Here is a 12,131-nt window from a genome sequence, read left to right on the forward strand (position 1 = left end):
GCGTCCATCTGCGCCTTCCGCTGCTGCACTCGCGGCCGGAGGATCCGGCGCCGCCTCTCACACAGCTGCTGCACCCGCGCGGCATCGCGCTGCGGCTCTACCTGCTCGCTGTTTTCGAGGCTCACTGCCGCCTTGAGCCCCGGGAGGCGTGGACATCCGGGCGGGCGCTCACCGGTCGCCTGGGCTGGTCCGACTTCGTGGCGGTCGACGCGGCGTACAGTAGCCAGAAGGGCTACCTGCACGATGAAGTCCTCCAGGACCGGGACGGGCAGTCCTGCCGAGTGCGCCAAGTACAAGGTGCGCTGCGCACGTTGGAGGGCGTCGGAGGCGGGGGCCAGGCGCTCGTCGAGGTGCCGCGCAAGAAGAACGGTGCCCGGGACTACGCGGCCTTCTCGCTGATGTCGGAGAGAGGTCGCGGTGGGACGCTCACGCCGGACCGCTACGTCCTGCCGGAGCCCGGCGTTGACAAGGTGATCTCGATCCCCAGCGACTTCTTCCTGCAGGGCTGGGCGCAGGTGCTCACGCCGGCCGAGGTTGCCACCTGGCTCGTCCTGCAGCTGCTGAGCCAGGCGTTCCCCCGCAAGCACGCGGTGTCGGGGGTCTACCTGTACGCGAACAAGCGCGAAGGGTACTTCCGCCTGCGGCGCGACTCGTACGAGGACTCCTGCAACGCGCTGCGGAGCTTCGGCCTGATCAGGGAACCCCGTTTGCCCGAGTCCGTCGTCGCCGCCGCGGAATCAATGGAGTCGAAGGCGGAGGGGTTCAGCGCGGAGGCCTTCCTGAAGACGATCCAAGCCAGCGAGGCTGCCTTGGGCGCGCCGCCCAAGCACGAGCCCAACCGCCACCAGGTGACGGACGAGGGCCTTCGCAAGTCCGCCTTGAAAACGTGCATGCAGGAGATCGTCATCCGCCGCAAGCGGCTCATGGGCTGAGGAGCGGTGTCCACGGCGGTCGGAGCGAACCCTTGCCAGGCGCCGTACAGCAGCCAGAACGGGGTGCTGGAGGGTGTCCTGGCTCTTCCTGGTGGACGACCAGTTCGATGACGCGGGCGATCCCGCATCCCAGGCGCAGGCCGTCGACCGGTTCGTCGCGGAGCTGCGGGCCGTCCTGCCGGTGGACCTGGGGCCCACGCCCGTGCCGACCTGCCCCGGGACGGCGGCGGCCGCCGACATGTGGCCGCACACCGCGCCGCCGATGAGCCGTTCCTGGCGCGTCCGCTTCAGATGCGGCTGGCCGGGAACGACATCGCCTGCTGGACCAACGACATCCTCTCCCTCGCCAAGGAGTCCGCCCGGGGCGACCTCAACAACCTCGTCGCCGTACTCCAGCACCAGGACAAGCTCTCCCTGGAGCAAGCCCTGAACACGACTGCCACCATGATCAACCGTCGCGTCAGCACCTACGTACGGCTCCGTGACGAGTTCAGCAACTCGTTCCGCTCCTTCGAGCTCCCCGTCGACGACTGGTACAAGACCGTCAGCGCCGTCCACGGGCTGGGCACCTGGGTCGCCGGCAGTCTCGACTGGCATGTGTTGTCAGGCCGCTACACCCACATCGAACACACCGAGCCCGGACAGCACCCCAGCTACTTCGAACCCGTCACCCGACGACGAGCCCACACCCCGTCCCCGCCTGACCGGCGGACAACGTGGATCCGCCGGTTTGAAGGCGGTCCGACACTTCGGCTGATGCCGTCTCATGTCCTCTTCTACGCTCGTCCCTGACACGTTGGGCAAGGCGGGGGGCACGGTGCGGGCGAAGGGTGCGCGGGCGGGTTCGGCGGTTGCGGTCGCCACGGCGGTGGCCGCCGCGGGGTCGGCCGTGGTGACGAACTACGTGACGGCTGAGCTGCCCGGATGGGCCAAAAACCCGTGGGTGGTGTGGACGGTCTTCGCCGTCTCGGTGGTCGTCGCGGCCGCGCTGGCCGTGGTGGCCCGTCGTCTGGACGGCGGTGGCGGGGCGGCGGGGCCGGTACGGCTGGTGCCGCTGGGGCGGGTCCTGGCCGGCGGGATGGAATCCCTGACGGCTCCCCACAGAGGCGGGCCCGTGCGCGGGCGTGCGGACGAACTCGCGGCGCTGCGCAGGATGTTGAAGCGGCCCGAGGGCCGACTGGCGGTGCTGTGCGGGGTCGGCGGGGTGGGCAAGACGACGATCGCCTCCGCGCTGGCCGACATCGCCCGAGCCGAGGGCATGCGGGTGTTCTGGGTGCGCTGGCGCGGTCAGGGCGAACTGGCCGAGCAGATGGCCCGTATCGCCCTGGAGTGCGGACTGCCCGAGGAGCGGCTGGAGGAGGCACGGGCCGGGCGGGCGGGCCTGCCCGACGTGGTGTGGGAGCAGCTGGATCAGGCGGGCCGGTGGCTGGTCGTGCTGGACAACGTCGACGAGCCGGGTGCGGTGGGGCCCGGTGGTGAGCCGGTGGCGGCCTATCGGGGGTGGGTGCGGGCCGGCAGCCGGGGTCTGCTGCTGGTGACCAGCCGCGACGGGGACGCCGCCACCTGGGGTGGGCGGGCCCAGTTGTTGCGGGTGGCGCCCTTGTCCGCGGTGGTCGGGGGGCAGGTACTCGTCGATGCCGCGTCCGGGGCCGGCACCGCGGATGAGGCGGAGCGCCTTTCGGTGCGGCTCGGCGGGCTTCCCCTGGCCCTGCAGGCCGCAGGCCGGTATCTGGCCGCGCCCGGCAGCCGCTACCGCACGTTCAGTGACTACGAGGAGGCCTTGGACGGTCACCTGGCCACGCTGCTCGGGGCGGAGGAGCCGGGCGGGGCGGATCCCGAGGCCGCACGCCAGCTGGTGCGTTACACCTGGGAGCTGTCCCTCGACCAGCTGGCCGCGAGCGGCAACGCCCTCGCCCGGCCGGTTCTGCGTCTGCTCTCGCTCCTGGCCCCCGCTCCCCTGCCGGTCTCCTTCCTCGACCCGGGTCTGGTCACCGCCGCCTGCGGCCTGCCGGCCACCGCGGTGAGCATCGAGAGCGCCGTCAACGGACTCCACACCTACGGCCTCCTCGACACCCCGGCCCCGGTCGACGGCACGCCCACCATCGGGCAGGTCATCCTCCACCCGCTCGTCCGCGAGATCACCGCCCACGCCCTGCACTCCGAAACCCCGGACCTCGAGAGCTGGCACCGCGCCCTGACCGAACGCATGACAGCCGTCGTCGACGAGGCCGCGCACGCCGAGAGCGCCGGCTGGAGCAGCAGCATTTACCTCGCCCCCCATGCCCTTGCCACCGCGCAACTCTCCCCCGACGCCCACACTGCGGGCCGCACTCTGAGCACGCTCTCCGGCAGCATCCGCCAAGCCGGGCATCCTGAACAGGCGGCCACTCTGGCGGAACAAGCCCTCATCCTCCTTCAGCCAGAGCTGGGAGACGATCACAACCACGTTCTGAGCAGCCGCAACGATCTGGCCGCTGCCCTGCACGACCTCGGACGACACCAGGAAGCCGCCGACCTCCACCAACAAAACCTCACCGACGCCGAACGCACCCTCGGACCCCACCACCCCAACACTCTGAACAGCCGCAACAACCTCGCCAACGCCTTGCGCGCCCTCGGCCGGCACCAAGAAGCCACCGACCTCCACCAACAAACCCTCACCGAACGCGAAACCACCCTCGGACCCCACCACCCCCACACCCTGAGCAGCCGCAACAACCTCGCCAACGCCCTGTACGCCCTCGGCCGGCACCAAGAAGCCACCGACCTCCACCAACAAACCCTCACCGAACGCGAAACCACCCTCGGACCCCACCACCCCCACACCTTGAGCAGCCGCAACGGCCTCGCCAACGCCCTGTACGCCCTCGGCCGGCACCAAGAAGCCACCGACCTCCACCAACAAACCCTCACCGAACGCGAAACCACCCTGGGACCCCACCACCCCCACACCCTGAGCAGCCGCAGCAACCTGGCCAACTCCCTGCAGGCCCTCGGTCAGCACCAGGCGGCCGCCGACCTCCACCAGCAGACCCTGACCGAACGTGAAACCACGCTGGGACCCCGCCATCCCCAAACCCTGGGCAGCCGCAACAACCTCGCCAACTCCCTGCAGGCCCTCGGTCAGCACCAGGCGGCCGCCGACCTCCACCAACAGACCCTCATCGACCGCGAAGCCACGCTGGGGCCCCGCCACCCCGACACCCTGGGCAGCCGCAACAACCTCGCCAACGCCCTGCAGGACCTCGGCCGGTACCAGGAGGCCTCCGACCTCCACCGGCAAACCCTCGCCGACCGCGAAGCCACCCTCGGACCCCACCACCCCCATACCGTCCAAAGCCGCAGCAACCTCGCCCGACTCGCAACGCCGGCTCCATCCGGGCCTGCCGGTCGGCGGCGTTGGGGTGGCCTCCGGCGCCGTAGGAGCGGGTGAGCGGTCCAGAGTGAGCCGGCGATCCGCGCGTCGCCGAACCGTGAAGAATGCGCGACGCCCGTCACCCGCCAGGACCGGTGTCATGGCCGAGGGTCCTCAGGGGGCCCGGACCCGCCAGGAGTGCCGGTGTCTCCGAGGGATCGGCACCATGGGCATGCGTGGAGGTCGCCGGCTGGGCGAGGGAGGGGGAGGGAGAAGCCCGCCCTGTATTCGTCCTGGAGTGCCGGAATCGAGCTCGTCGTCGTTCGGGGCGGGGCCGTGTCGCCGGACCCGCCCACTTCGGCCAGGCGGCGTGTCACCCGTATCAGCGCCGCCCGCACCGTGCACGCCGCTCGTGTTGCCGCCGGCCATAAGCCGCGAACGGCTGGGGACCTCCAGGGGGCCATCCTCACGCGACCCTTCTCGCGGAGCGTGTCCAGATGATCTGGACGACCCGGGACCTTCCGTCGGACGGGCCCCTTGTCCATGGGCGAGGAGGGCCTTCGCAGTAATGGTGCGATGATAATTCTTTCAGTTTAGGCATTTCTCGCCATTTCCCTCACGCCTGGCAGCGAGATACGTCGGGCGGGAATTAGACAGCCACCGCCGTTTTTTACATGACCTATCCGGCGGGCGAAACCAGCAATGTACAGTTTGCCGGGGTTTTTTACACCCGGCAATGTTTGCCGGGGTTTTTGCATGCACGACAATGACCGCCGAGGTTTCTCAGCGATATAAGCTGCCCTTTCGAATGGATGAGCTTGATCATAATGACGGGCCGGGCTACCTCCCGGCGGGTGGAATGGGATGACGTCCCGCCGGGATCACCTGCCGTTACGGGCCATGGTGCGCGAGGGCGGTGAAACCGGGGCGGCGGGAAGTTGACGCACGCGCCCCGATGCCGGTCGGCGGCCTCGGCGCGAGCCGTCAGAACTGCAGTCGTTCGGCCAGTGGAGCGGGCCGCCAGCAGGACGGAGTCTTGTGCGTGAAGGGGGGGAGCAGCCGGCACGGCCGAGGGACGACCCCGAGCGACTTCGCACCCAGGCCGGAGACGCCCGGCGTCGCCGCCGGCTGAACCGGCGCCACCGGCGCCGCGGCTTCCCGACGAGACAGCCGGGTGGTGGCGTCCACATGGAGGGACAGGACGTGCTCGAAGCGTTGTTGACGCCTCAGTTCAAGGGCGTCCACATGCCACAGACGGCCAGTCCCTGAAGCCATCAGCGCCGTAAAACCTGTGGCCAGCACGGCGGAGATCAGCATGATCCACAGGAGGATGCCTCCCACAACTGGTCCTTTCGAAGGTTGAAGTTCCGAGGGGTGTGCAGGGCAGCAGCCCTCGCGATCCCTCGGCATAACGCATCGGCATATGCAGAGTTGCGCCCTGTCCTCCGATTGCAGCCATGCGCAGCAATCGGACGGCCTCGGCATCTCGGCCTATCTACCGATGATCAGTCAGCTGCCGTGGGCGACCGGCGAGGGCTCGCGGCCGGTCCGGCGGCCCCAGGCGGAGGAGCGGCGCACCAAGGAGAGCGAGGTGATCGTCCGATGCCGGGGAAGCGAGATCGACGGAGCCGGCGATGCGGGGGCTCGACGACGAGGGGACATGTGCACGGCGGTCCGCGGCGGGAGCCGCCCTCCGCGGGCGGTCGGACGGGGTGCGGGGGTGACGGATCCTCCGCGCCGGGGCCCGCGTCGGACCGCAGCTCAGCGTCCCCCCGCGTCGCGGGACGGCGGCGCGAAAGGACGCGGCCGGGCTGTGTCCCCGGTCTGTTTTCAGAACCGACGCGACGGGGTCAACACTTATCCATCGGCCACCATCACCCGGATGGCGCATACCCTGACCAACATCGACAGCGTTTATGGAATATGACAACAGCAAAGCTCCCCGTCTCCCTCGGCAGGACCACAGAGGAAGACGGACAGGGAGGACGCTTTCACTCCGGGGCCATCCGGATCGGGAAGTGGATTTTCAATCCGGGATCAGCCGACTCTGGCGATACCCGCCATGCGACGCTGGAACACGAGACTCTGGAAATCGATCTGAGTTACTCGTCCTCGGTCCTTGAGGACTTCCTGCACACGATGAGCATGATCCAGGTCGAGTTCGGCAGGCGGCTGGGGAACACGGCAGCGTCCGCAACGGCCGTCGGCGGCTCGGGTGGCTGCTCCCGTGTATGAGTCGTACGGGTACCCGGACCTCCATGGCCTCCACCCCCAGCCGGAGGTCTCCGCGTTCTGGGGCCGGCCGGAGCACGGACAGCCGCCCTCCCCCAGGGAGACTTTCGGCGGGCCCGGCGAGGCGCATCCGCCGTGGGATCCGGCGGAGGAGCTCGCCGGCCTGCTCCAGGAGAGCGCCGCACCCGGGCCGCCGGAGCCCTTCACCCGGGACGGCTTCGACGGCATGAGCGACACGGCCAGCACCCTCGGCCTCGTCACGGGGCTGAAGCACACCTCTACGGAGCGTCCGCCCGCACAAGGCTCCGGCGGGGGTCACCGGCGCGGCCCGTCCAGAACGCCGGTGGTGACCCTACTGGAGACGGGCAGTCTGTTCACCGCCGCGCTGGTCGGCACCATCGCCGCCGTGGTGAGCATCCTCAGTGGACTGGCCATCTGCGACGCCCTGCGCCACAGTGCCGGACCCCACACGGCCCGCGCAGTGGTCAGCTGGTGGCCGCTGCTGATCTACGGCCCCTGGATGGTGGCCTCCCTGTCCATCCTCAGATCGGCCTTGCACCAGCGCCGGGCGCTCCATTCCTGGTCCATCGTCCTGCTGTTCTCCACCCTGGCCACGCTGCTGTGCGTGGCCCAGGCGCCCAGAACGATCGCCGCCGGGGCGGCTTCCGCCCTTCCCGCCGTCGCGGCGCTGGCCTGCTTCCAACAGCTGGTCCGCCAGATCACCCTCACGCGACCGCCGCGCCAGGCCGCCCCACGGCACCGGAATCCGCCGCTCGCCGCGCCCGCGCAGCTCAGGCCGACGGCCGCGGTGGGACCGAACCCGGTCCGTGTCCCTCCCGGCTACCCCGCGGCGGACAGCAGGGGCGTCCGCTCCGCGTCCCGCGGTCACGGATTCGGGTACGGCGCATGAAGGCCGAGCGCCTCCCGGGCAGTGACCGCGAAGAGCGGGGGCGGTAACAGCCGCTGACTGCCTGGCCAACTCGGTCCTTCCCACACGTCAAAGGGGCGCTCGCCTGCACCTTTGAAACGAAGATCGAAACCGATAGTCACGGGCCGTGCGCAGACTCAGTCCGACGGTCTACCCACCCTTGTCCCCTCGCGCGGCGGTCCTTGGGATCCGCCCCGCGCGAGGCGGCCCGGACCGCATCCGCGGCGTCCGGTCACTGCGGCACATCCGAGCGACGTGCCGTGGGGAACGGTCATGCCCCGCGCGGCCGACGCGCTCCGGAGCCCCACACCACGTCTACCACGAGAGGTCAGCAACATGGCGTACGAATTGGCTTACGTCGAGCGAGTCCAGTACAAGCGGCGCCAGGACGCCGCCTATCAGGCCGGCCAGGACGCCGTCACCAACCTTCAGGCGGCCCTCGCGCGGGCGGAGCTCACCCTTCCCTCCCTGAGCAACGACGGGCCGGTGGGCAGCCACGGGTTCGTCCGGCTCGGAGGATGTAACGCGGACTTCGCCAACCGGCTCGCCGAAGTCATCGCCGCGGGTGCCGACGCTCTGCAGCGTCAACGGTGACCTCCGCGCACGTGCGGGACCGGGTGGCGTAGGGGCCGTCCCGGTCGATGGAGGTGGCGGCGCGGTCCGCGCGACGAGGTGAGGGCGGACCGGGGTGGTGTCGAGGTCGGGCGCGCGCCGGTTCTGCGGGAGGGCGGGGGCAGAGGGGGTTCCCGCCGGCTCGTCCGGCCCTCCGGCATCGGGTGACCTCCGCTTCGCCACGGGCAACGCCGTTTCTCCCTAAGGCCGTTCGAAGGCCTGGAGGACGCCGCCGATCGAGAAGCACAGTGCGCCGAGCAGTGTTCCCCAGTTGGCGACGCCGGTATTGATCAGGCTTCCGGTGGCGGGTCGGGTGAACGCGGCCAGGGCGGAGACCATGAAGAGGACGGAGCCGAACTGATTCACCGCGACGACCCACCAGCCGAGGGTGCGCGAGCGGAGGCAGGGCCAGGGGCGATGGCAGATCTCGGCGAACGCGAGGTGCCCGGAGATCAGGAACAGCAGGCACCCGATCATGTCGGGAGCCCAGATCAGCCGGTTGGTCTGCTCGGCCGTGAGCCCCCGCAGGAAGGAGTCGAGGAGGTTGACGCCGAACACGAGCGTCCCCACGAACAGCACGAACGTGCTCAGCCAGTCCAGGCGCATCGGCTCGTAGCCCCACCACCTCCACCCGGCCGCGCGGAACGTGTCTCCGCCCGGGGAGTGCCGGGGCGCGTTCAGCACCTGCAAGAGGGAGGTGTAGCCCCCGGTGTTGAAGAGCAGGCCGCCCGCGAAGTAGATCGAGGCGCTCTCCGTCGCGTCGCCCGAGCCGAACTGGGCTACGGCGGCGCCGAGGGCGAAGAGTGCTCCACCGGCGAAGAACGCACCGGAGGCGAGGGCATTGAGCCTTCGGAGTCGGTCGAGGGTCCTGGCATCGGCGGTCGGGGAGGTGGTGACCGTGCCCTCCGGACCGTGGACCGCCATCGATCCGCGCCTTCGCGCCAGCCGCGACTCCCACACCACCGTTTCCCCTCCGGGGCGGTCCCAGGTGAGCCGGGTGGTGAACGGTCCTGCGCCTTCGGCGCGCTGCTCGGGCTGTTCCACGGGCCGAGCCTAGACCTGGGGGTGATGCCCGACGATCAGCGAAACATGCCTTTCGCCGCGGCCGGTGCTCCGTATGGACGATCCGCGCGGCCTCGAACGGCGACGCGAGGTCCCGACGCGGTGCGCCGGGAGAATCCGCGCGCGAGCGGCGGCCCGAGCCCTCGGCCGCCGGCCTGCCCGTCCGGCCAGCGGTGCGGAGGACCTGCGGCACCCAGGGTCCGCGGCCGGGTTCCTCGTAGGCGACGACCGGGGAACGGTGCGGCAGGGCCGCGCCGACGGGGGCGCTCGAAGGCGGGTCCCCGACGTACTTCGCGCCCGGCCGAATGCTCTCGGACCTTCGGGCCCGCATCATCGTTTCTTCCCTATCAGCCCTGTGACCTGCACGGAAAGGGCTGCTGGCCGCAAGAGTGACGTGGTGCGGATTTGCTGGCAGCGGGATCTGAGCCTCGCCATCATGGGTCCGCTTTCGCCCTGAAAGCGGCGGCCTCACGGGTGGCGCAGCCCGGCCGCACCACGAGACGGAGGAACTGGATCCATGTCCATGTCTGTTGTGAGCATCTGGGACCACGCGATGCCGGGCGCTCAGCCCGTGTACCCGAGGACTTCCGCGTGGGACACCACATGGCCCCTCGAAGGGGGGACCGCCTGGGTGTTCTACAGCACGCCGGGCCAGACCCGGGTCAGGAAGCCGGTGATCCTCTCCGACGGCTTCTCCGCCGGGAAGAGCGACCCCGACGCCCTGTGGAACGCCCTGGAGAACGGCGAGTACCCCTTCGTCTCCAAGCTGCGGCAGGCGGGCTTCGACCTGGTTCTCCTCGGCTTCGACGAGCGGTCCGCGTCCATCATCGACAATGCCGACGTGGCGATCCAGTGCATCGAGAAGGCGATCGACGACCGCGAGGGGACCGCCAAGCTGACGGTCGGCGGTTTCAGCATGGGCGGGCTGGTCACGCGGTACGCCCTCGCGAAGATGCAGCACGACGGTGACGACCACCAGACCTCGACCTACCTCTCCTACGACACCCCTCACCGCGGCGCCTGGCTGCCCATCGGGGTACAGGCGTTCGCGCACTGGGTGAAGGACAACTGGGGCTCCATCCCCGGGTTCGGCCAGCTCCTCGGCAGCTTCTCCGTGCTGGTCAACAGCGCGGCCGCCCGGGAACTGCTGCGTTGGCACATCGGTACCGTCGGCGCCGAGCCCCGCGAGGACCGGGCCCGCATCGACTTCCTCGCCGAACTCGAGCGGGTCGGCAGCTGGCCCGAGGGCGTACGCCTGCTCGGGGTCGGAAACGGGACGGGCACCGGCGCCGGGAACAACATCCCGGCCGGCGTGACGGCGATGCGCACCACCGGTGCGGAGCTGGCGGGCACTTATCTGGACACCCAGAAGACGGGCGAACAGATCGTCGCCGTCCTGAAGAAGGCCGGAGCCACCGAGATCCCGGTCACCACCCGCGGCCTGCCCGACATGGACGGCGCTCCCGGCGGCCTGTTCCCCGAAGCGCACAACCTCCCGGGCCGCCCCGGGAACTTCGGAACCGCCGCCTTCCTGGCGGGGCTCCTCGAAGGCGAGCCCGCCGAACTCACCTACAACACGAGCACGTTCGTCCCGAGCGTGAGCGCGGTGGCGGCCGGCGACATCGACGACCACGACACGCTGTACGGCAAGATCGACCCCTCCGACAGCGAACTCGACGCCTTCATGTGCGCCAGTGAGAACGAGGGGCACACGCTGATGACCAGGGAACTCGGCGAGTGGATCCTGGCCAAGTTCCAGGGCGAGTAACCCACTGCCGCGACGGTGACCGGCTCCCGGTCCTGCCACGACCGTGGGGGTAAGGGATCCGGGATCGGGGATCGGGCTTGCGCGGGGGGCAGCCTGATCGCGGCCGGCCTCGCGCTCCCCCGGGCCGTCTCTTTCGGATCGTGCCGGCCGAGAGAGACGGTCTAGGGGAGACGGGCCATCACGTGGGCGTCCAGGAAGCCCCGTTCGGAGGCCGGGTCGTGGAGCAGCCGGGCGAACGTGACGAGCCCGGCCTCGGTCAGCAGCTCGACGAAACGGTCCGCGGGCCAGCAGTAGGCGGGCGTCACCTTGTGGTCGAAGCGGATCGGCTCCGGTCCCTCGGTCGCGAAGAACGAGACCAGGAGCAGGCCGCCCGGGGCCAGGACGCGCACCTGCTCGGCGAGCAGCGCGGGCAGGTCCACGGGAGGGGTGTGGATCAGCGAGTAGTGGGCCAGTACGCCGCCGAGCGCGCCGTCCTCGACCGGCAGGGCCTCCATCCGCGCCTCGTCGAACCGCAGCGTCGGATGGGCCCGCCTGGCGTGGGCGACCATGGCCGGGGAGAGGTCGAGTCCGGAGGCGTCCAGCCCCAGGTCGTGCAGCATGGCCGTCAGGTGGCCGGGGCCGCACCCGACGTCGGCTGCCCGCGGGTTTCCCGTTCCGCGCACGAGCTCGGCGAAGGTACCGATCATGGACCGGGTGAACGGCCGCGTCTCCAGCCGGTCGGCGAACAGCGACGCGTACAGCTCGACGATCCCGTCGTAGGCCGCCCTCGTCTCCTCCTGGTGGTTCGTCACGGGAAGGAAGCTAACACCCGCGCTCGGCCGCTCGGCGCCGTGCGTCGGGGAACGGCCCGCCGCGCGGGCTCGGGGCCGGTGCTCCCGTCGGCTGACCTCCCGCGCACGCGTCAGGCGGGGGTGGCGGACCGGCGCGGTGCGGCGTGGTGGGCGGGTAGGGGGGTGGGGCGGAGGTTCCGCAGCCCTGCGGACGCGGTGACCAGCAAGCCGGCGAAGACGGCCAGGAGGAGGACGGAGACCCACATCTGACGGCTGCCCGGGTCCAGCCATCCCGCCCAGGTCGCGGCAGCCGCCCAGAGCAGGGTTCCGGACAGGTAGAGGGAGCGGACCCGGCGCAGCTGGCGTGCGGCCCGCAAGGACGTGAGGAGTTCGCGCTTCGGTGCCATGGCGGGTCGTGTACCCCGAAGCGCCGCGTGTCCACGGAGGATTCCCGAGGAGTTGTCCGGGTGCC

The 12,131-nt window shown here is 70.4% G+C and carries 11 protein-coding genes and 1 pseudogene; 8 read left to right on the top strand and 4 right to left on the bottom strand.

Annotated features, from left to right (window positions below; all coding sequences use genetic code 11):
- From ACWF9Z_RS32110 to fxsT, 4 genes and pseudogenes are all read left to right on the top strand, one after another.
- Positions 1–932 (top strand): hypothetical protein (locus tag ACWF9Z_RS32110; protein ID WP_453608124.1); only part of this gene is annotated, 932 nt, incomplete at its 5' end.
- Between the two features lie 91 nt (positions 933–1,023).
- A pseudogene (locus tag ACWF9Z_RS32115) lies at positions 1,024–1,160 on the top strand (hypothetical protein); the annotation flags it as partial.
- Positions 1,161–1,172: 12 nt separating this feature from the next.
- Entirely contained in the window at positions 1,173–1,724 is a 552-nt protein-coding gene (locus ACWF9Z_RS32120) for a terpene synthase family protein (RefSeq protein WP_453608126.1), read from the top strand.
- A gap of 4 nt (positions 1,725–1,728) precedes the next feature.
- Entirely contained in the window at positions 1,729–4,365 is a 2,637-nt protein-coding gene (fxsT, locus tag ACWF9Z_RS32125) for an FxSxx-COOH system tetratricopeptide repeat protein (RefSeq protein ID WP_453608129.1), read from the top strand.
- A gap of 906 nt (positions 4,366–5,271) precedes the next feature.
- On the opposite strand, the gene ACWF9Z_RS32130 is transcribed toward fxsT, so the two are convergent.
- Positions 5,272–5,604, bottom strand: a complete 333-nt coding sequence (locus tag ACWF9Z_RS32130) for a hypothetical protein (RefSeq protein WP_453608130.1) — start codon at positions 5,602–5,604, stop codon at positions 5,272–5,274.
- A 606-nt stretch (positions 5,605–6,210) separates the two neighbouring features.
- Between ACWF9Z_RS32130 and ACWF9Z_RS32135 the strand changes: the two genes are divergently transcribed.
- From ACWF9Z_RS32135 to ACWF9Z_RS32145, 3 genes are all read left to right on the top strand, one after another.
- Entirely contained in the window at positions 6,211–6,522 is a 312-nt protein-coding gene (locus tag ACWF9Z_RS32135) for a hypothetical protein (RefSeq protein WP_453608133.1), read from the top strand.
- A complete protein-coding gene (locus tag ACWF9Z_RS32140) occupies positions 6,515–7,429 on the top strand; it encodes a hypothetical protein (protein ID WP_453608134.1) in 915 nt (304 codons plus the stop codon). Before ACWF9Z_RS32135 ends, ACWF9Z_RS32140 begins: the two co-directional genes overlap by 8 nt.
- 354 nt (positions 7,430–7,783) lie before the next feature.
- Positions 7,784–8,041: a hypothetical protein gene (locus ACWF9Z_RS32145; RefSeq protein WP_453608137.1), complete on the top strand. Its 258-nt coding sequence runs from the start codon at positions 7,784–7,786 to the stop codon at positions 8,039–8,041.
- Between the two features lie 219 nt (positions 8,042–8,260).
- Here the strand turns inward: ACWF9Z_RS32145 and ACWF9Z_RS32150 are convergent, their stop codons facing one another.
- On the bottom strand, positions 8,261–9,103 hold the full coding sequence (locus tag ACWF9Z_RS32150; protein WP_453608139.1) for a hypothetical protein: 843 nt from the start codon (positions 9,101–9,103) through the stop codon (positions 8,261–8,263).
- Positions 9,104–9,638: 535 nt separating this feature from the next.
- Here ACWF9Z_RS32150 and ACWF9Z_RS32155 point away from each other — a divergent pair.
- The gene (locus ACWF9Z_RS32155; RefSeq protein ID WP_453608142.1) at positions 9,639–10,889 is read left to right on the top strand and encodes an esterase/lipase family protein; all 1,251 of its coding nucleotides are present in this window, start codon (positions 9,639–9,641) and stop codon (positions 10,887–10,889) included.
- 161 nt (positions 10,890–11,050) lie between these two features.
- Here the strand turns inward: ACWF9Z_RS32155 and ACWF9Z_RS32160 are convergent, their stop codons facing one another.
- Positions 11,051–11,680 carry a class I SAM-dependent methyltransferase gene (locus ACWF9Z_RS32160; RefSeq protein ID WP_453608144.1) on the bottom strand — a complete coding sequence of 210 codons (630 nt, stop codon included), beginning with the start codon at positions 11,678–11,680 and terminating at the stop codon, positions 11,051–11,053.
- A gap of 110 nt (positions 11,681–11,790) precedes the next feature.
- Entirely contained in the window at positions 11,791–12,066 is a 276-nt protein-coding gene (locus ACWF9Z_RS32165) for a hypothetical protein (RefSeq protein ID WP_453608146.1), read from the bottom strand.
- Between the last annotated feature and the right edge of the window lie 65 nt (positions 12,067–12,131).

The sequence above is a fragment of the Streptomyces sp. NPDC054961 genome, from assembly GCF_053609145.1.